General features: G+C 49.5%; 20 protein-coding genes. 7 read left to right on the forward strand and 13 right to left on the reverse strand.

Features of this window, described 5'->3' with window-relative positions; all coding sequences use genetic code 11:
* Positions 1-417: 417 nt before the first annotated feature.
* Both JW883_05300 and JW883_05305 read left to right on the forward strand, forming a co-directional pair.
* Complete coding sequence (locus JW883_05300; GenBank protein ID MBN1841683.1) at positions 418-1,335, forward strand: universal stress protein; 918 nt, start codon at positions 418-420, stop codon at positions 1,333-1,335.
* A gap of 307 nt (positions 1,336-1,642) precedes the next feature.
* Positions 1,643-2,098, forward strand: a complete 456-nt coding sequence (locus JW883_05305) for a universal stress protein (protein ID MBN1841684.1) — start codon at positions 1,643-1,645, stop codon at positions 2,096-2,098.
* A gap of 337 nt (positions 2,099-2,435) precedes the next feature.
* Here the strand turns inward: JW883_05305 and JW883_05310 are convergent, their stop codons facing one another.
* From JW883_05310 to JW883_05330, 5 genes are all read right to left on the reverse strand, one after another.
* A complete protein-coding gene (locus JW883_05310; GenBank protein ID MBN1841685.1) occupies positions 2,436-2,864 on the reverse strand; it encodes a CBS domain-containing protein in 429 nt (142 codons plus the stop codon).
* Complete coding sequence (locus tag JW883_05315; protein ID MBN1841686.1) at positions 2,861-4,102, reverse strand: cation:proton antiporter; 1,242 nt, start codon at positions 4,100-4,102, stop codon at positions 2,861-2,863. Before JW883_05315 ends, JW883_05310 begins: the two co-directional genes overlap by 4 nt.
* A complete protein-coding gene (locus JW883_05320) occupies positions 4,099-4,572 on the reverse strand; it encodes a CBS domain-containing protein (GenBank protein ID MBN1841687.1) in 474 nt (157 codons plus the stop codon). Before JW883_05320 ends, JW883_05315 begins: the two co-directional genes overlap by 4 nt.
* A gap of 129 nt (positions 4,573-4,701) precedes the next feature.
* Positions 4,702-6,414: a Na/Pi cotransporter family protein gene (locus JW883_05325; protein MBN1841688.1), complete on the reverse strand. Its 1,713-nt coding sequence runs from the start codon at positions 6,412-6,414 to the stop codon at positions 4,702-4,704.
* Between the two features lie 24 nt (positions 6,415-6,438).
* The gene (locus JW883_05330; GenBank protein MBN1841689.1) at positions 6,439-7,101 is read right to left on the reverse strand and encodes a TIGR00153 family protein; all 663 of its coding nucleotides are present in this window, start codon (positions 7,099-7,101) and stop codon (positions 6,439-6,441) included.
* Positions 7,102-7,362: 261 nt separating this feature from the next.
* Here JW883_05330 and rfaE1 point away from each other — a divergent pair, with 261 nt between their 5' ends.
* On the forward strand, positions 7,363-8,823 hold the full coding sequence (rfaE1, locus tag JW883_05335) for a D-glycero-beta-D-manno-heptose-7-phosphate kinase (protein MBN1841690.1): 1,461 nt from the start codon (positions 7,363-7,365) through the stop codon (positions 8,821-8,823).
* 222 nt (positions 8,824-9,045) lie between these two features.
* Positions 9,046-9,333 (forward strand): YggU family protein, encoded by a 288-nt coding sequence (locus JW883_05340; GenBank protein ID MBN1841691.1) that lies wholly within the window; start codon positions 9,046-9,048, stop codon positions 9,331-9,333.
* A 53-nt stretch (positions 9,334-9,386) separates the two neighbouring features.
* Here the strand turns inward: JW883_05340 and fabF are convergent, their stop codons facing one another.
* From fabF to JW883_05370, 6 genes are all read right to left on the reverse strand, one after another.
* Positions 9,387-10,625: a beta-ketoacyl-ACP synthase II gene (fabF, locus tag JW883_05345; GenBank protein ID MBN1841692.1), complete on the reverse strand. Its 1,239-nt coding sequence runs from the start codon at positions 10,623-10,625 to the stop codon at positions 9,387-9,389.
* Positions 10,626-10,723: 98 nt separating this feature from the next.
* On the reverse strand, positions 10,724-11,341 hold the full coding sequence (locus tag JW883_05350) for an XTP/dITP diphosphatase (protein ID MBN1841693.1): 618 nt from the start codon (positions 11,339-11,341) through the stop codon (positions 10,724-10,726).
* A gap of 95 nt (positions 11,342-11,436) precedes the next feature.
* Positions 11,437-12,597 (reverse strand): MFS transporter, encoded by a 1,161-nt coding sequence (locus tag JW883_05355; protein ID MBN1841694.1) that lies wholly within the window; start codon positions 12,595-12,597, stop codon positions 11,437-11,439.
* A gap of 122 nt (positions 12,598-12,719) precedes the next feature.
* Positions 12,720-12,962 (reverse strand): hypothetical protein, encoded by a 243-nt coding sequence (locus JW883_05360; GenBank protein ID MBN1841695.1) that lies wholly within the window; start codon positions 12,960-12,962, stop codon positions 12,720-12,722.
* Positions 12,963-12,970: 8 nt separating this feature from the next.
* Positions 12,971-13,396 (reverse strand): hypothetical protein, encoded by a 426-nt coding sequence (locus JW883_05365; protein ID MBN1841696.1) that lies wholly within the window; start codon positions 13,394-13,396, stop codon positions 12,971-12,973.
* Positions 13,397-13,555: 159 nt separating this feature from the next.
* Entirely contained in the window at positions 13,556-13,996 is a 441-nt protein-coding gene (locus tag JW883_05370; GenBank protein ID MBN1841697.1) for a hypothetical protein, read from the reverse strand.
* Between the two features lie 330 nt (positions 13,997-14,326).
* On the opposite strand from JW883_05370, the gene JW883_05375 reads away from it, so the two are divergent.
* The 3 genes from JW883_05375 to ftsH all read left to right on the forward strand — a co-directional run bounded on the left by JW883_05375 (position 14,327) and on the right by ftsH (position 17,603).
* Positions 14,327-14,941 (forward strand): hypothetical protein, encoded by a 615-nt coding sequence (locus JW883_05375; GenBank protein ID MBN1841698.1) that lies wholly within the window; start codon positions 14,327-14,329, stop codon positions 14,939-14,941.
* Positions 14,942-15,007: 66 nt separating this feature from the next.
* On the forward strand, positions 15,008-15,778 hold the full coding sequence (locus JW883_05380; GenBank protein MBN1841699.1) for a hypothetical protein: 771 nt from the start codon (positions 15,008-15,010) through the stop codon (positions 15,776-15,778).
* Between the two features lie 13 nt (positions 15,779-15,791).
* Positions 15,792-17,603, forward strand: a complete 1,812-nt coding sequence (gene ftsH / locus JW883_05385) for an ATP-dependent zinc metalloprotease FtsH (GenBank protein MBN1841700.1) — start codon at positions 15,792-15,794, stop codon at positions 17,601-17,603.
* On the opposite strand, the gene JW883_05390 is transcribed toward ftsH, so the two are convergent.
* A complete protein-coding gene (locus JW883_05390) occupies positions 17,604-17,891 on the reverse strand; it encodes a DnaJ domain-containing protein (GenBank protein MBN1841701.1) in 288 nt (95 codons plus the stop codon).
* Between the two features lie 474 nt (positions 17,892-18,365).
* Positions 18,366-18,611 (reverse strand): hypothetical protein, encoded by a 246-nt coding sequence (locus JW883_05395; GenBank protein ID MBN1841702.1) that lies wholly within the window; start codon positions 18,609-18,611, stop codon positions 18,366-18,368.
* Positions 18,612-18,620: the final 9 nt, after the last annotated feature.

Raw genomic sequence — 18,620 nt, forward strand, 5'->3', positions numbered from 1 at the left:
AACGACGTTTACCACTCCGTCATTCCGGCCCGTCGAGAGCCTCAGGGTCGAACGACGAAAGCCGGAATCCAGTCAGAACGATCTGGATGATGGCTATTTTAGTTCATGGTCATAGCTCGACTTCTGGATGCCGGATCAAGTCCGGCATGACAGAATGCAGAATTTGGTGTCAACGGTAAGTGTCGTTGTAGGGTTAATAAACGGGGACTTTGAAGTACCCCCCCTTTGAAAAAGGGGGATAGGGGGGATTTTACAAATGACGCAATTGTCATTGTAGCCAATATGTTAAGCTTTAGCTTGATGTTACCCTGGCTGGCAGCCAGATGCGTCGTTGACAAATTCAAAGACCTCGTGGTATGTGGAAAGATATTCGAAAACCCCGGTAGAACGGTTACCGATTCGGTAGGGAGGTCCACCATGCGAAAGAAGATCTTGGTGGCTGTCGATAACAGCGTCTATTCGAAATACGCTGTCAAATACGCGGCCAGGATTTCCTCGGCCGCAAAAAATGTGACCTTTACTCTATTTAATGTCCAGCCCTATGTGCCACAAATCTTCATTGAAAGCGCGAAAACAGATCCCGAGGTCAAGGCCCTTGTTCGCAAGAATATCGAGGCAGCCGGATGCATCGTGGCGAAACTCAAAGACCTCATGGTGCGTGAGGGAGTTCCCGAAAACCGTATTGAAACGGTTACCCAGTCCGGCCAGGTAGGGGTGGCCAAGGACATCCTGAACCAGGCTAAACAAGGGCTCTATGATGCTGTCGTCCTAGCGCGGAGGGGACTTACTCCAAGCCGGGATTTCTTTATCGGCACGGTTGCTTCCAAGGTCGTCGAGCATGCGCTAGAAATCCCGGTGTGCGTCGTTGGTGAAGAGACTGCTTCCATGAAGATCATGCTTGCAGTTGATGGATCTGAAAATTCCCTCCGGGTTGTGGATCACCTGATTCATATCGTAGGAACCAATCCGGACCTTAAGCTTGCCCTGTTCCACGTCGTGCCTTGCCTTAAACATTATTATACCGTTGACTTTGAAAGAGAGCACCCACACCTTCAGGAAATTCTTCACCGCGAGGACAAGCGATGTATGGAAAGCTTCTATGAAAATGCCTATCAAAGGCTCAAGGCGGCAGGGCTGAAAAAGCGTCAGATCGAGATTAAGACCAGCACCCAGAGTTATGATATTTCCACAGCCATCCTCGGTGAAGCGAAAACCGGAGGTTATGGCACACTTGTGGTTGGCCGACGTGGCGAAAGGGAGGCCTTTTTCACAGGACGGATCGCTGTACGTTTGGTTCAGAAAGTCTCTGATCAGGCCCTGTGGGTGATTCCTTAGGGCTCGCGCAAGAAAACGGGAATTAGAAAGGAATCTCCTTGGCGCCGGGATCAAGAGGCGCCCATCTCTGGAGATTCAGCGCAAATCTGGTTCTATGCTGGGCGGAACATCAGAAGGAGGTGGTTGCTATGGAAGTGGCTCCACGGAAATCACACACAGAACTGAGCTCACTATGATTTATTCACGCAAACAAAGAAATGTGGTCAAGAAAACACCGGTGCCTGTGATGACCGTTAATCCTTATAAGCTCAAATAAATCGATATAATTGAAGCCGATTAGACAAAAAGGCAAAACAAGGAGGTCGCCATGAAAGCATTTAAGAACATACTTTTCCCCATTGACTTTTCAGAATGTTCCGAAAAGGTTTTTCCCTTTGCGCTCGATATGGCCAAACAATTTGATTCAAAGCTTCATCTCCTATTCGTAGCAAGGGATATATCTTACCTGACAATGCTTGCCATTCGGCGTGATCGGTTGACGAATATCGTGACCGAAATTGCCAGCGCGGGAGAAAACCAGATGAAGGCATTTTGCGACAAACAGTTGGGCGATTTCCCAAACCATGAGACAAAAGTGATGATCGGGGAGCCCGCAGAGGAAATTGTGAAATTTGCCGATGAACAGGGCATTGACATTATCGTCCTGGCCACCCACGGCAGAAAGAGTCTGGACCGAACTCTAATGGGCAATGTGGCCAATCATGTGATTAAAAATGCCAGTGTGCCGGTCTTGACTGTAAATCCCTTCAGGCTCAAGGTTTAATTGTGCATACGTAGGAAAAACAACAGCGTATTCCACATTAGTTAGTACCATCCACAAGCTCCCCCTCCGGCTTCCGGCTCGTAGAGCCTACAGCTTGGAGAGGGCGTGGCCCCCCCGGGCCGGAGGCTGGAGGGAGGGGCAGGCGATGTTTCAAAGGGCGGGCCGTTTGTCCCGCCCTTTCTGTCCGTACGGGCGCATCCGCCACCCCAACCCTCTCCCCCGTAAGGATGGCAGCTACTGCAAACACAGGATTCAAGAAAATCTCAAAGTGTGATTTTTTTCAATAAGGTGCAGTTAGAAGAAGGATGAGAGTGATTAACGCCATAAGAGCAAATTCTTAGCACCTTTCCACCAACCTGCACAGATCAAGAATGCCTATATTGGCAATAATCTGCTGATCTTCATCGACCACCGGGATTTCTTTGATATTATGATAGATCATTCGCTCGAGAATCTTCTCAAGATCATCATCTCTCTGAGCATATATCACGTGTTTGTCCATGATATCAGCCACGTCTTCAGAAGTGATCCGGGTCAACAAAGAGCGGACGCTAAACTGGGGTTTATGTCGGGCAGCAATGACCTCGCGGATCAACACCCCTAGAGAGAGGGTTCCCTGGAGTCGTCCATGCTTGTCAATCACGTAAATACTTCGAAGTTGCCGCACGCCGGTAATCTTTTCAGTGGCTTCATTTAAAGCGCAATCACCTGATATTGCCAAGTAGGGCATGTTTTCAATTTTATCGAGCACTTCACCAATTTTCATAGCCCCTCCTCTGCTGTGATGGTTTCACCCACTTTCCCCAAGGCGTATTTGACCAAGGGTAGGCCTATCAATTGGCTGATGATTACTGTCCCTACAACCACGTTTACCAGGTAATTTGACACTATGGGTAATGGAAAAACTTCCTTCCCCACAAGCACCAATCCCACAGCCAAATTAGCCTTGGGGAAAAGCGCTAGTCCCATATATTTTTTTACATCTTCGGGGGCTCGGGATACCTTGGTCCCAATCCAGGCGCCCAGTTGTTTGCCACCCATGCGGATTACAAGAATGGCTACGGTCAGTAATCCAGCGGCCATAAGTATTCTCAGATCAATATGCGCTCCGGCCAGGCCAAAAAAAAGGCCGAATAGAGGCTCTTGAATCTGTTCGACCACCAGGAAAAAATCATGATGTCGCCGTTCCAGATTGACAATGACAAAACCCACAACCATGTTGGCCAGTAATGGTGAGAGCTTTAGTGAGGAAGCAACTCCACTGGTACCAAAAAGAATGCCCAAAATCACCATTAGCAGCGCTTCTCGCCGGCGTACCAGAAGAGCTATAGTTCTCAGAAACATCGCTGCGGGAATTCCTAGAAGCAGGGAAAGGATGATTTTCCCCATCGCTCCCGCCAACATTCCGATGCCAAAAACCGCCCCCGGATGAATCAGAATATTGGCAATGGTATTGGCCAGGGCAAAGAAGATGATGGACAGGCCATAACTGATGGCTATGACCCCCAGCAGAGTGGTGGTGAAAGGTCCACTGGCTCTTAGCTCAGAAATTATGGCCAATAGCGGGCTGGCAGCCGTAGCTATAGAGAGGGCTCCAATAATCAGAGCCATGGGAAGATATGTTTCTAACAGGCTATACTCCGAACCCTGAAAACCGGTGAGAAATGGCATTGCAGGGAGCAGAAATGCAACCGTTAAAAGGAAGACGCTCCCACCCTGGGAAAGGGTGATCCACAAAACACTTCTCCCTACCCGTTTAAGCCGGTCAAGGACGAGACTGCCGCCAATCGAGTAGGCGATGATGCTCAGGGCCATTTCGGTGATGACATAAAGATCTCTGCCAACCAGCCGAGACGACAAGATATTGAAAAAAGAGGGACTGAACAACATACCAGCCACCAGGTAACCGCTGACGCGGGGCAACTTGAGCGCGTTAGCCGCGCGTCCTCCCAAGTACCCCAGAATCAGCAACAGCCCCACGGCCAGTAAGGGATGCGTAATCATTGAAAAGCCTCTTCCCCCTTTTTGAGCCATAGCTCCAGTAGGTCCAGGATATCGAGGTCGGCAATGATCAGGCCCTCCTGGTCTACTACGGGCATGTCCTTGACATTGCGTTCGATCATCCTGGTGACCACATCGCGTAACCATTCATGTTCGTGACAAATGCTGAGTCCGGCATCCATCACGTCTTCAGCCTTTTCAGAAGAAAAAAGCTCCACGATATGTTCGGTAAGCACCAGTGCGTCGCTGACTCTACTCTTCATATAATAGCGGAAGACGACATCTTTCAAAGTATCTAATGAAATCGTACCCTTAACCTTGCCCTCAGAATCTGCCACATAGACAATGCGCCCCCGATGTCTTTTGACCATGGCGTGTAACACTTCTCTAAGGGAGCTTTCTGTGTTTACTATGGACAATTCCGCTCTGTGTGGTAAAGAAACCAGAAAGTCTTTTACCGTCAATCTCTTCATTGCTGCACCTTTATTTATGGTTTGTGGGCGTTAAATTATCTCCGTTTTACCGATTTTAAGTAGTTCAGGTGTAACCCTCCTATTTGACACATAAACCCAAAAGCTTTTTCTTGAAACGTATAGTGTGGGTCACCGCTTAAATTCCGGTAGGTACCCGCTCACCTCCGTCAGCATGGTATCCACCTCGCGATAGATCCTCTTGAGTTCAGTCAAAGCCGCACCCACCAGGGGGATATCGTTGGACACCTTGGTGCGCCCGAGTTCCAGTAACCTCAAGGCATATCCGGCCACGCGATCAAAGTTGTTCAAGGAAAGGATTAACTTGGGCACCCTTTCCGCATCCTCCTTGGTGAGATCCTGCCGAGAAATCTGAATCACGTACTCGAATATGGCTTGCCGAAGACTCCGGACTGCTGGTCTGTACTCTTCCACGCGGTTTAGCAGCACTACGTCGTTGTGCATGAAACCGTCCATGGCGTACTTTATCATATTGCGGGAGATCTCGCCCAGTCTTACTATTTCCTTGATCGCCAGTTCTGTGGCAACGAGCGGCTCTTCGATAAACCTGTCGTCAAGGTATTGAGGGGTTTCGATTGCAGGCTTTACCACTGCCCTTGCAGGAACAATCCACGAAATGAACCTTGAGAATGGCCCCACAATCGGCAAAAACAACGCGGCGTCTACCAGCTTTATCATTACGTGAATATTGGCAATCTGGTGGGCCAGACTGCCGCCTATTCTGGGAATTATCCAAAGATAAAAGTGATAGAAGATCCCCAAGGTTAAAAACGCGCCGAATACATTAAAAAAGGTATGGCAAACGGCAGCACGCTTCGATCCCACATCGGTACCAATACTTGCAACGAGCGCAGTGATGCAAGTTCCAATATTGCATCCTAGAACCAGGGGAATTGCTTGTGTCAGATCAGTGACCAGGCCCTGGGAGGCAAGCACAACAATAATACCTACCGTGACACCACTGGCCTGCACAATTGCCGTAGCAATGGTCCCCACCGCCAAACCTATTAACATACCCTTCAGGCTGCCGCTGCTAAGCAAAAAAAGTCTTTGAATAATCACCTCGGACTCCGAAGGGATAGCTTTTTTCATAAGAACAAGGCCCAAAAAAAGCATTCCAAAGCCAAGGAGGATCAAGCCGCTATCCTTTACCTTAGAGCCTTTGAAAAACATATGCAGAACCATGCCCAGCCCTATGGTAGGAAGGGCTAACTGGTCAGGCTTGAAGGCGACAATTTGAGGCAATATTGTCGATCCGATATTCGCCCCGAGGATCACCCCAATGGATTGGACAAAGTCCATCACGCCTGCATTGATGAAACCAACAACCATGACAGTGGCGGCGCTGCTGCTCTGAATAATAGTGGTTACAACCGTGCCGAGGCCCAAACCGTAAACAGGACGCTTTGTCACGGTTGTCAAGACCCTCTTCATCCTACCCCCGACTACTTTTTGCAGGCTGTCGCTCATGAGGTGGAGACCAAAAAGAAAAAGGCCTAGCCCCCCAAAGACCTGAAACAAGGTTGCCGTCACGGACACCTTACCCTTAGGGGAGATCTTGTCGCCAGGGAGAGCTTCCGGGACCTTGAGATCTTTTTTTCCTTCCGGGGCGCTAGGTTCCGCAACCTGAGAGGAGGGGGTTGATTCCGGATCAAAAATAGATGTGCGAGAAAAGGTTACAAGAGGTATGATCAGAAAAATCATCAGGGCAAAGGCAGGCGCCCATAGATAGCGTTTGTGGGCCAACTGTAAGAACAGGCATGCACAACGAGACTCTCCGCCGGGGGCATGACAGTCGGCTTTCTTGAAAGGTAAAGGGACCATATTCTGAAAGACTGTAGAAGCCGGTCAAATTCGCTCACGAATCACAAGGATGTAAAGACGATCAGCCGCATCCTCTATAACATCCGAGATATCGGTAATACTTCGAAGGAATGTCTCCAACTGAATCTTGTTAGCAAGGGGAAGATCCGAGGCGAATATGCTCCTCATCAGGGCCTCTTCTTGCTTGTCTACCTCGGATTCCATAACACCGATGGGGATGATCTTTTCCCGGATAGCATCCAGGTTATTATCTGCCTGCAAGGTCTCCTTGAGTGCAAAGAGCCTCACAGCCTCCCGAAGGATACGTAACATCTTTGCCACTGTCTCCACGATATCGAGCAGGCCATCCTTATAATCCTCTGGCAGATGAGGTTGTTGGAACACCAGGACGTCAGAAGCAGCCTCTGCTTTGTTGGCTATCTTGTCCACAAACTCGGTCATCATATAGATGTCTTTTCGGTCAATGGGGAGAAAGGCGCCCGAATAAAGGTAGTCGCCAATCTTTCTCTGGAGTATGTCAGCCTCGGTTTCGGCATAGTCGCAGTTTGCATGGATAGCTTCGAATCTGGGTGTATCTGCCTGAAAAAACGCCTCAAGGCAGCGCTTGAAACAGTCCAGGCATTCTCCCACCTTCTCAAAGTGGTCATCAATAAGCTCCATTACCTTTTTTTCTTTTTCGGCAATCATGGAAATCTCCCTTTTGCTATCTCACACGCTTTTTCAAACTGACTAACGGCTTATTCCCTGTCAACAGCCATGTTCAAAATGCTTTTAACCATTAACAACGATAAGGAAACCAGTCAATTCATATCTTGGGAACCTCAAAAAGGCTTGTTGATAAATTCGGAGATGTGTATGCGCAAAATTTGCCTCTTGCCTCAATAGAGATTCGATAGTAATAAGACAGCGATAATTCAATGCTCGATAGTCGAGATACAGAAGGCTCTTATGAACATAGATATCTCAAAGTTCGAGAAGTGCCACATCCTGGTCATCGGCGACTTAATGATCGATGAATACGTATGGGGGGAGGTGGATCGCATATCCCCTGAAGCGCCCGTACAGGTGGTTTCGGTACTCAGGGATAGTGTCACCCTTGGCGGTGCAGGCAACGTGGTGAACAACCTTGTTGCCCTGGGCGCGCAGGTGACCGTTGCCGGTGTTTTAGGGGCTGGAGCAAACGCTGATCTACTAATGAAGATGTTCCGAGAACTGGGTGTGGACACTGCGGGTGTCACTCAGGATCCAACAAGACCTACTACCAAGAAAACCCGCATCATAGGCGGGCACCAGCATGTACTGCGCATAGATCGTGAGACAAGGCAGGAAATATCCGAGGAACAGGTTAATACCTTGGTTTGCTTTGCAAAGGACCGTATCGACACCTTCGATCTGATCCTGGTTTCCGATTATGGCAAAGGCCTCGTTTCGGAAACGCTTTTGCGACAGATCATTGATGTGGCTAACCAGAACAAGAAGAGAATCATCGTTGATCCCAAGGGGCTTAATTTTAGAAAATATGCGGGAGCCACGGCAATCACGCCAAACAAGAAGGAGGCGTCGCTGGCAGCCGGGATCGAGATTGTTGACGATGCGTCCCTTGAAGCAGCGGGCGAAAAATTGCTCCGTGGTATTCCAGTCCAAATGGTCCTCATGACGTGCGGCAAGGAAGACATGGTTCTCTTTGAGCAAGGCAAAGAACCTTACAGAATTATAATAGGCGAGGCCCGGCAGGTCTTTGATGTCTCTGGAGCAGGTGATACTGTTGTGTCTGTGCTGGGTTTGGGGTTAGCCTCAGGGTGCTCTTTTCGACAGGCCGCAGCCATTGCCAATGTTGCGGCAGGAATTGTTGTGGAGAAAGTTGGCACAGCAACAGTCTCGAGGAAGGAGCTACAAAGCGCACTGGAACCATCGATTGAAGCGCTGGCGACGAAACAAAAGACGTTATCTGATCTGATTCTAATCATAGATCGCCTCAGGGCCGGGAGCAAAACCATAGTGATGACAAACGGCTGTTTTGATCTACTCCACGTCGGCCACATCAAGCTCCTGTCTGCCTCCAAGAAGATGGGCGATGTGCTCATCGTAGCCATTGACGATGACGAATCCGTGCGTGCCCTTAAGGGAAAAGACCGCCCCATCATCGCGGCCCAGGAGCGCATCCGGATCATCAGTGCGCTGGACTGTGTGGATTATGTGACCCTCTTTTCAACCAGGGAGCTTGGCGATCTCATTGAGGCCCTTCGCCCTGATGTTTTGACCAAAGGGAGCAATTACACCAACGAGACCGTGTTGGGCAGGGAGATCGTGGAAAAGTTCGGAGGCCGCATCGCCCTGATTCCAATGACCGAGGCTGTCTCCTCAACCGGGGTAATCAAGCAGATCAAGCAAGGGGCAGCAGCAGGCTGAGGTATCTGTCAGGTAGCTCCCGCTGGTCCGCCTGCGGGCCGGAACCTGCCAACTTCGCCAGAGCAGCTGCGACGGCCGAATCGGCGGAGAGCTCGCAACCTGACCTACTTCTGAAGTTCAGGCCTTCGGACCGGAGAAAATTGTCCAACAACATTCTTTTTGCGGAAGGTCCCCCATGTTTTCAACTTTAGCTCATTTTAGCTCATTTTAGGCATTTTCCCCATGCTCTGGATTCAAGAAACCCGGGACGGGGTGATATTTAAGATTACTGTCCAACCCAGGGGTTCGAGAAATGAAATCGCGGGTCTTCAGGGCGATGCCATGAAAATCAGGCTAACAGCCCCTCCCGTGGAAGGGGCTGCCAACAAGATGTGTGTTGAGTTTCTGGCCGAATCCTTGAAAGTGCGAAAATCAGTCGTGGAAATAATTCGCGGCCGCACCAGCAGGTCAAAAAAAGTGCTGGTGCGGTCGGCAACCCGCAAGGAGATTGAATCCCTCCTGAAAAGCTAAGGGCTGGGGCAAAAATACCAAGTTATTTTTGACCCGCCCTAACCGTCTCCACCTCATCCGTCGTATCGCCTCAACACCATTACAGCATTGTGTCCCCCAAAGCCAAGGGAGTTGTTCATAACCACATCGAGCTTTGCCGGTGTCGGTTCGGTGATGATGTTCAGATCCATTTCCGGATCGGGGGTTTCGTAGTTTATGTTGGCAGGGATAATCTGCTTTTCTATTGCCAGGGCACAGACTACAGCTTCAACCGCTCCTGCAGCCCCGATGAGGTGCCCGATCATTGACTTGGTAGAACTCGCCGGCACCTTATAGTCACCGAAGACCTCGCCAATAGAAAAGGCCTCGGCCTTGTCGTTGAGGGGAGTGGAAGTGCCGTGAGCATTTACATAGTCAACGTCTGCCGGTTCCAGGCCTGCCATGGTCAGAGAATCACGAATCGCCTTCTTGACCATGCGCCCTTCCGGATCGGGCGCTGTGATATGGTAAGCATCCGTGTTTGTGGCATATCCCACGATTTCTGCGCAGATCTTAGCGCCCCTGGCCAGGGCGTGTTCAAGAGCTTCAAGGACCAGGACCCCTGCCCCCTCACCGATCACAAAGCCATCCCTATCCTTGTCAAAAGGCCTGCATGCCCTTTTGGGATCGTCATTTCTCCGAGACAACGCCTTCATATTGGCAAATGAGCTGGCCGCAATTTCCGTGAGAATCGCCTCGCTGCCGCCGGCAACAATGACATCAGAGTCTCCCAGCGCAATATCTTTGACGGCATAAATCAGCGAATAGGCTCCTGTCGCACAGGCATTGGCCGTACATGGGCTGGTGCCCGTAAGCTTATGGATAATGCTTACGTACGCATTAACCGCGTTTGGCATCATCATTGGAATCAAAAAGGGGCTTACCCTTGAGGGGTTCTTGCTTTCGATCAGCTTTCTTTTTTCCTCTTCAAGGGTCATCAAGCCGCCAATCCCCGTTCCAATCATGGTCCCTACGTTGTCATTGTATCTGCCCAATTTCAGACCGGAATCCTCAATGGCAAGGGATGCGGCAGCAACTCCGTACTGGGTAAACCTGTCCATTCGCTTGACATCCTTGGGATTGATCCCGTAGTCCTTGTAGTCAAAGGCCCTTATCTCGGCGCCTATTTTGGTCTTGAAATTGGAAGTATCAAATCTTGAAATAAGATCAACCCCGCATTTCCCCTCCATGAGGGCATCCCAAAATCTCTCCTTTCCGGACCCAATGGGTGTGACAACGCCCATACCCGTGATGACGACTCTTCTTTTCTCCATGTCAAAATCCTCCAGAAGGTGTTCCGGGCTGTACCCGGGTATTTTTCAAAAAATAATTACGGCGCAAAACGTGTCAACAGAAAAGCCACCGGCACATCTTAGAGCCTTTGCCGAAGCCAGATCAAGACCTTGTCAAATTCCTCTTTCATCTCTGCCAAGGCCTTTCCGCGGTGACTGACTTGGTTCTTCTCTTGCGCAGAAAGCTGCGCAAAGGTCCTGTTCATGGGCGGATAAAAGAACACAGGGTCATAGCCGAATCCGTTGTCGCCGGCAGGCGCTTCGGCAATCAATCCCTCACACCGGGCTTCGTATGTGAGGGCCACGCCGGACGGAACCGCAATAGAGATTACGCACATAAAGGCTGCTCTTCGGTTTGCCTCTCCCTTCATCTCCTTCAATAATTTGTCGTTGTTTTCCTGGTCAGTAGCATACGGCCCTGCATACCGCGCTGAGCGCACGCCCGGAGCGCCTTGCAGGGCTTCCACCTCCAGGCCGGAATCATCCGCGAGGGCGGGCAGCCCAAGGACTTTGGCTGTGAATGAGGCCTTCTTGAAGGCATTGTCGTCAAATGTGTCGCCATCTTCTTCAACATCAGGTATGGGGCCAAAGTCATCCAGGTTCTTGATTTCCACGGGAAAATCTTTCAAAAGCTCTGACATCTCTCTTGTCTTTCCCGGGTTTCGCGTAGCCAAAACCAGCCATTGCTTACTTGTCATGGATCTTTCCTTTATAGGCGTTCACAGGTTCAGTGTTCAAGGTTATTTTTCTTTTGTTAACCTTGACTAACCCTGAGCGCTGAACCCGTGAACAGTTAGGCTTCCTGTCTTCTGCGCTCAGAAGTCCTGCCACGAAAGAAAAGCGCTGCAAGAGAAAATGCGAATACCATAATCCCATTCATAAGAAAAGGCATTTTGTAACCCCAGACCTGGTTGAGCCATCCTGAAAAAGCGGCAAATATGAATATGGCCGATGTCCGTATACAGAAAATGAGCCCCGAATTCCCGCCAAGTCTTGCTGCCGGAAAAAAACGAGCGGTGAGCACATCGGACTCCAAGATGGCCAGGGTGTCACCTGCTGTATGAATCATCCTGACTATGAGAAGGCTGAAAAACGTGTTTGTGAAAGCTGTTACGACCTGAAAACAGCTCGATATCAGAAGTCCCACGAGGAGCAACAAGAAGACCCTCTCTTTCTTGTCCATGAGGATACCGGCAAATGGCACTAGAAAGGCCATCCAGATCCCCAAGGCAAAAAACACAAGCCCTATCTCCTTTTTGTTCAGCCCGATGATATCCTTCATAAGAAGGCTGAGGCTTGTCTGCTCGGCCCCGAAGTGGGTGCCGAGGACAAAAACCACGGTCATGAGAAACAGGACATCCGGCTTTCTTATATCCTGGTTGTAGTCCTTGAAACTGAAAACCACAGGCGGAGCATCTTTTGCAAGGAGCGTTAGCAGTATAATGACAATGGACAGGATCAACGCCCCTTTGATCATGAGAACTGCACCTAATGTTTCATAGACATACCCGCCTACAAGAGGCCCAAGTCCGAAACCCAAGTACCCGCCCAGATGCAGGAAGGCCACTTTTTTCCCTCGTCCAGTGTGATCTATGAGCTTAAGATAAAGAGACATCAAGACCACCCTGATAGTGGCGGCCCCCACACCTCCAAGGATCACCACAAAGCAGACGCCGAAGAAGTCTCTCACGGTGATAAGGAGCAAGAAATAACAACTGTAACAGATGGCGCCCAAGGTGAGTGTCCTCTTCGGGGAGAAGTAGTCTGAAAACACACCAAAGGGAAGCACCAGAATAATGCTTGAGAGTGAGGTCAGTCCTATGGCAAAGCCTATCTGCTGATCGCTAAAACCGTAGGACTTGAAAAGTATAGGCAGGTATGCAAGGACCATCCAGAAGGAAAAGAAATAGAGGAGATAAGAGACAAAAAATACAGCTGATTTGGATCGGTCCATGCATATTTCCGGTCATGATGAACTCATGTATATAGCGCCTGAACGTAAAGTCATGTTCAGGCCAAATCCGAATTTTTGGCCGAAAAAACGGGGTCTTCGGTCAAGTACTACGTGGATGGAGACTACTTGATGACTTTAAGCCGCTTTTTTCTGTCCTTTTTTTCTTTTTCTTGCCGTTTGTCACACACCTTGCAAATCGTTTTTTCGCACGACTGTCGAATCGACTTAAGGACGTACTCCACATGCTCCAGGGGATGTTTTTTTAGATGGCCGCTGTTGATATAATCTATTCCCACTTTCTGCATCACAGCCAGGATGGTTCTGTACTCTTGCTTGTAGGCTTCTATGAATTCTTTGTCATCCATGACAGGGCTCAATAGAGATTCTCATACTGTTTCTTGTTAAAAGGCCTTTTCTTCTTTTTGATCCAGTAAGAAGCAGCTCCCTTGTCCCATTTCTGATCAAGAATATCCTTTCTGAGCAGCCTCATCATGAGGCCAACGGGAGTAACCACAAGATAGAACAGAAGAGACAGGACAATACGGGACATGAAAAAACCGAGTGCCACTGCCAGGCCCATCCATGCCCTGTACACGGCTCTTAGCGTTGCCGGAACCCACATTCCCAATCCGAAGAACAACACGCCCAACCCGATGCCTGCGTACCCAAGGGGCCTCCCCTTATAGACAAGGATGCCCCCGATAATGGCCAAAACCACCAGAAAGGTGATGCCAAAATTCCTGATGCTTTTAGGCCCTGTGTCAACTGCCTTTATTTCGTCAAGGATTTCGGATAACATGATGATGCACACAGCCTCCGTGGGCTCCTCACCTCATCTGTGGCCACATTTGTGGGGAGTCGTCCCGTTTGTATGTATTATTTACCGTCAGGGATGAAATAATGCAAGGATCTTCTCTATGACACAACCACAGGAGGAATGGTTTCGGCTGAGGGGGGGCTACAGTTTCATTTTCTCGGCATTGATTTCAATGTCTTCATCCGTTACCCGGAGCTGATCGATCAACCATTGTCGGCCTTGCCTGATCAGATAATATATTTCCTTTTGATTTGTTTCACCGGCAACGGTTCCAATCCTTGCGTCAATGACAACTACGGCCCTGTTGTCATCGATCTTTGAATCAATGACCGCGCCATCGATCCTCCTGTACTCCATTTGTTGCAAAACCTTCCAGGTGTCAATTGTCCAGACCGATTTTGGTCTGTTGTCCCTGAAATCTCCTGTAGTGTAGTTGGCAGTCTCGTCCATGCCAGGGCCACCGTAAGAAGTACTGAATGACTCGACCACATCAACAGGGGAGTCCTGTTGGGCCTGACATAGCGTGAATGTGGGAAAAAGAAGGATAATCAGCACAGGCACTATACTGCAGGCTTTTTTCATGGGTTTCCTCTCCGCGAAAGTGTGATATCGAAACGGCCTTAGACCACCTTCCCATTATATCGGCAGGTTTGCGGAATAAGTTAAACCAGGGACACGCGTGGGATCCAAGCGGGGCTATGAAATTTCTTTCTTGACCATCAGGCAAAGTTGTTGAAAAATGCTCAGACTTTTTCTTTGTACTAACCCTGAAATGCGGGTCGGGCCACACCAGTTAGCCGACACTACTAGATCTATATGAGAGTTTTGGCGGTCTTTATAGGTTTTCTCGTTTTATTCTGTATAGTTCCGGCTAGTGCACTGTCACGTGTCATCGTCGATGACACGGTTGGGTTGAAAGACGAGAAGGTTGTGCTCAAAGCGGAGACAAGGGGAAAAATCTTCAGCAAAGGCGGTGAAGTTGTAGAGTTCTTTGTTGACGACGAATCCATTGGTAAGACCCTTTCAGGCGGCGACGGCGTTGCGTTCAAAGCCTTCATCCCAACAAAAACGGGCCTGCATAAAATAACAGTGAGATCCGGTGGAGACGAAGACACCGGATTACTTCTTTCTCTAAAAAGAAGATCGAGTATTGTCTTTGTTGGTATTGAGGGGTGTCTCCTAGAAGACCGACTTTCAAGAAAGGCAAGACAAGGGAGCCAGAAGGCAATAGAAGAGCTTCGCGAGAAATTTTCTGTTGTTTTTCTTAAAAGTGGTTTTTTCGGTATAAAAACTGTCCGGGCATGGCTAAAACAAAATGAATTTTCAGAACTGCCTGTCCTTCCTTGGAGACAAGGAGAAATATTTGATGAAATTGCTCAAAAGGATTTGAGGGTTAAGGCAATAATTGCAGCCCCTAAGGTGATCGAGTCTGCCAAGGAACATAAGCCCCTCGTCTTCAGCTTCGAAGAAGTAGAAGGTGGAGAGTGGATAAAAGACTGGAAGGAGATCAGAGAAAAGCTCAAATAGGCTGCTTTCAGGGCAGGGGGACCAAAAGCGTCCGCCCAAATTCAAGCGGTGGATTTGGGCCACACGATGCCTGTTGATTTCAGGGGCATTAGCTACTATATATGGACCAAAATGACGATGGGTCAGATAGGAAGTGGGCTGGGTTTTTCAAAAGACATGTTGGTAAAGATCCTTGCCGCCGTGTTCCTCAATCCGGCTGACACGGATAGAAATGGCAAGAAGATTTTTATCCAGAATTTCCTGGGGTGCGGTTGTCCGGATGAGGTCGTGGAAGAGGCAAGGATCAGATTTTTTGCCAGACCCCTTGGTGCGCTTTTCGAACAGAGGACCGCGCAATCAGGTCTATCCCCATCCCTCACTACATTAGAGCAAGATGTGAACCGGCTTGTCGGACTGCCCAAAACCTTGAAATGGCCAAGAAGGCCTTCAGATGAACTTATTCCTCCTGTCTCCTGGCGCCGGCCCATGATAGAAGCTGTTGCAAGGACCCCCAAACACTTAAAGAAGCTGTCTGCCTTGCGCAGTATGTCCAAAGCGACGATGGATGCCGTGATCGAAGTGCCGGGCCGCGCCTTTTTCTTCTTAGTCGCCTTTGAGACAAAAAGACCAAAAAAGACTGACCTGCTTGCTCAATACGAGAGTGGCCAGTTATTGTACAAACTCATGGGTTACAACCGCTGCCGCCTCTTTACTATTACCCAAAAGGATGAACCAAAGATCATTGCCGAAATAGACACAGCGCTCACGTGGCAAGGACTCCACAACGCCTTTTTCGAGGCACGACATCGATACCCTATCGCCGACTCGGTATTGGACCTATTTGACCGTGAGGCTTGAGAAGGCTTGACCCATGGAAAAGCATCACAAATTTTCGATCTGGTATGTATTGATTGCCATCTGGGTCGTGCTCATCCTACATAACATTATCGTGCAGATGTTTGCAGTACAACGTCTGCCGTATAGTGAATTTGTCAGGGCCCTCCACGAAGGAAGGGTGGTGGAAGTAGCCATAACCAGGGATCGGATACAGGGCAAAGTAAGGGAAATTAAAAACGGGCAGGAGGTGGAACGAGTCTTTACCACGGTGCGCGTTGATCCGGATGTCTCTGCGCTTCTGGAGAAGTATAACGTGACATTTAAGGGAGTAATCGAGAGCAACTTTTTGAAAAATCTTGCCTCCTGGGTCTTTCCGGTCCTTCTTTTTGTCGGCATCTGGTATCTCATGATGCGCCGCCTTTCTGCTCAACAAGGCAGCTTCCTGACGCTGGGCAAGAAGAAAGCCAAGGTGTACATGGAGGACGAGGTCGGGGTTACCTTCGATGACGCAGCCGGAGTGGATGAGGCCAAGGAAGAGCTGGTTGAGGTTATTGAATTTCTCAAGTCACCTGATAAGTTTACAAGACTGGGCGGAAAGCTCCCAAAAGGGGTCTTGCTGGTGGGTCCTCCGGGTACTGGGAAGACGCTACTGGCCAGAGCCGTTGCCGGAGAAAGCCATGTCCCGTTTTTCAGTATGAGCGGATCAGAATTCGTTGAGCTCTTTGTGGGCATGGGCGCAGCCCGTGTCCGTGATCTCTTTGCCCAGGCCAAAGAGAAGGCCCCGTGTATTATATTCATTGACGAATTAGATGCCCTGGGCAAGGCAAGGGGCGTGGGTATGATAGGGGGCCACGACGAAAGAGAACAAACCCTGAACCAGCTTTTGGTCGAAATGGATGGCTTTGACCCCACCATAGGCGTGATCCTCATGGCAGCCACCAACAGGCCGGAGATACTCGACCCGGCCCTCTTGAGAGCGGGTCGGTTTGACCGCCACATTTTGGTCGACCGACCTGACAAGAAAGGACGAACAGAGATTCTCAGGGTTCACTTGAAAGGGATCACCATTGACAAAGATGTTGACGTTGACTCCGTTGCCGGCATGACCCCGGGGTTTGTGGGGGCCGATTTGGCCAACCTGGCTAATGAGGCAGCCCTTTTGGCCGTGCGCCACGATAGGGATAGGGTGCGAATGTCCGAGTTTCAAGAGGCTGTTGAGCGCATTATCGCCGGCCTTGAGAAGAAAAACCGCCTCATAAACGAGAAAGAAAGAAAAATTGTGGCCTATCACGAGGTGGGCCATGCGCTGGTAGCCCTTTCTCTGCCGAGTACAGACCCGGTTCGAAAGGTTTCAATCATACCTCGAGGAGTCGCTGCCCTGGGCTATACCCTCCAGGTGCCTACGGAAGACCGTTTTCTGATGAGCAAAAGCGAACTCTTGGATAAAATCGCTGTGGCGCTCGGAGGGCGCGCAGCCGAGGAGATCCAGTTTGAAGATGTATCAACGGGCGCGCACAATGACCTTGCCAGGGCCACGGATATTGCAAGAAGCATGGTCAAGGAATACGGCATGAGCGCCAATCTAGGCCACGTCTATTTTGAGAAGGAACGTCAAAGACAATTCGCTGATATGGGCATGCCTTCGGCAAAGGAATACAGCGAGCAAACAGCAGAGGTTATTGATCGTGAAATCAAGGGCATCCTGGATTCCCAATATGAGGTTGCCAAGGATATACTCAACAAACGCAAAAAGGTCCTGGACGCAGGCGCGGCCCTTGTCCTGAAAGAAGAGAGTATAGAAGGGGATCGGCTGAAAAAGCTCCTCGAATCGGATGAGACAGCCTAGCTATGCCGGTGGCGCCCACCTTCTGCTCGAGGCATCATAGCACCAGCTGTTGGGAAGGGCTTTCTTGGAACAAAACCTGGGGTTCTGGGTCCAGTTTAGAAGTTCTGCATGGGCCTCATTGATCTGAATGAACTTATTGCTCTTATCCCCCTTGTCAGGATGATAGAGTTTTGCCTTTTTTCTGTAAGCGGATTTAATGCATTTCATGCCGTCTTCGGACAGGATCTGATCCTTCGTAAGCTTGAGTAGTCTTAGCGCATTTCTCTCCTTATGGTTAAGCTGAGGCATTTTTCTTAAAACAGGTACGATTGTAGTCAGAGGAATGTCCATTCGTGAGGCCTTGTCCAGCAGATGCTGAGACGCCCACCAACTCGATCGGGTTTCTTTTTCCCTCTCGTACCACTCACGGCCTGCCCGCTCAATCATCTCTAATAGGTCATCGGCAACTTTCTTGTGTCCGTTCCTCTTCCACGCGAACCTGGATATGACATCTGAGCCTGTGGGGAGTATGTCCAGAATAAGGGTCTCTTCAGTGTACGAAAATGCCGCATAACGTGCCCGCAAGGCTTGTACTAACCCTGTGGTGATATAGAGTGCAAAATCAAGTCTTTTTTTACATTTGTCGCTGCAATACCTGCGCTTCCCTTTTGGAATTGGAGTCTGCCCGCAGGCAAGACAGAGATCCCGCTTCTTGTTTGCACGCTCAATTGACCCGGTCTCCTGAGTTGTCATATGTGCGCTTACCACGCTCATAGAGATTCCCTATTGCTGATCAGCCAACCCTTTTTTCATGGATGCGTAATGTCTTCGCTCGTAATGTTCATTGGTTTTACTATCAAAGACCGCCTCATTTTCATGGATGTACTTGAAACCTTGCCACTTCCCCCGAGCCAAGACCACCTCGTCCCCGAGGCAAAATTTTCGACCGCATGCCAGGCACCCTTCAGCGTTAAGCCTGTTGAGCATCTCCAAGTCTACAAAAATCCTGTGTTTTCTTCTACTGTCCATGGAAACGCT

It is taken from the genome of Deltaproteobacteria bacterium (genome assembly GCA_016930875.1).
GTDB lineage: Bacteria > Desulfobacterota > Desulfobacteria > Desulfobacterales.

Bases quoted from the DNA above. Each gene is read 5' to 3' on its own strand.
- JW883_05325 (MBN1841688.1), bottom strand. From the start codon at position 6,414: ATGGTCCCTTTACCTTTCAAGAAAGCCGACTGTCATGCCCCCGGCGGA.
- JW883_05315 (MBN1841686.1), bottom strand. From the start codon at position 4,102: ATGATTACGCATCCCTTACTGGCCGTGGGGCTGTTGCTGATTCTGGGG.
- JW883_05390 (MBN1841701.1), bottom strand. From the start codon at position 17,891: ATGCCTCAGCTTAACCATAAGGAGAGAAATGCGCTAAGACTACTCAAG.
- JW883_05320 (MBN1841687.1), bottom strand. From the start codon at position 4,572: ATGAAGAGATTGACGGTAAAAGACTTTCTGGTTTCTTTACCACACAGA.
- JW883_05380 (MBN1841699.1), top strand. From the start codon at position 15,008: ATGCCTGTTGATTTCAGGGGCATTAGCTACTATATATGGACCAAAATG.
- ftsH (MBN1841700.1), top strand. From the start codon at position 15,792: ATGGAAAAGCATCACAAATTTTCGATCTGGTATGTATTGATTGCCATC.
- JW883_05310 (MBN1841685.1), bottom strand. From the start codon at position 2,864: ATGAAAATTGGTGAAGTGCTCGATAAAATTGAAAACATGCCCTACTTG.
- JW883_05370 (MBN1841697.1), bottom strand. From the start codon at position 13,996: ATGAAAAAAGCCTGCAGTATAGTGCCTGTGCTGATTATCCTTCTTTTT.
- rfaE1 (MBN1841690.1), top strand. From the start codon at position 7,363: ATGAACATAGATATCTCAAAGTTCGAGAAGTGCCACATCCTGGTCATC.
- JW883_05330 (MBN1841689.1), bottom strand. From the start codon at position 7,101: ATGATTGCCGAAAAAGAAAAAAAGGTAATGGAGCTTATTGATGACCAC.
- fabF (MBN1841692.1), bottom strand. From the start codon at position 10,625: ATGGAGAAAAGAAGAGTCGTCATCACGGGTATGGGCGTTGTCACACCC.
- JW883_05395 (MBN1841702.1), bottom strand. From the start codon at position 18,611: ATGGACAGTAGAAGAAAACACAGGATTTTTGTAGACTTGGAGATGCTC.
- JW883_05360 (MBN1841695.1), bottom strand. From the start codon at position 12,962: ATGGATGACAAAGAATTCATAGAAGCCTACAAGCAAGAGTACAGAACC.
- JW883_05300 (MBN1841683.1), top strand. From the start codon at position 418: ATGCGAAAGAAGATCTTGGTGGCTGTCGATAACAGCGTCTATTCGAAA.
- JW883_05355 (MBN1841694.1), bottom strand. From the start codon at position 12,597: ATGGACCGATCCAAATCAGCTGTATTTTTTGTCTCTTATCTCCTCTAT.
- JW883_05365 (MBN1841696.1), bottom strand. From the start codon at position 13,396: ATGTTATCCGAAATCCTTGACGAAATAAAGGCAGTTGACACAGGGCCT.
- JW883_05340 (MBN1841691.1), top strand. From the start codon at position 9,046: ATGCTCTGGATTCAAGAAACCCGGGACGGGGTGATATTTAAGATTACT.
- JW883_05305 (MBN1841684.1), top strand. From the start codon at position 1,643: ATGAAAGCATTTAAGAACATACTTTTCCCCATTGACTTTTCAGAATGT.
- JW883_05350 (MBN1841693.1), bottom strand. From the start codon at position 11,341: ATGACAAGTAAGCAATGGCTGGTTTTGGCTACGCGAAACCCGGGAAAG.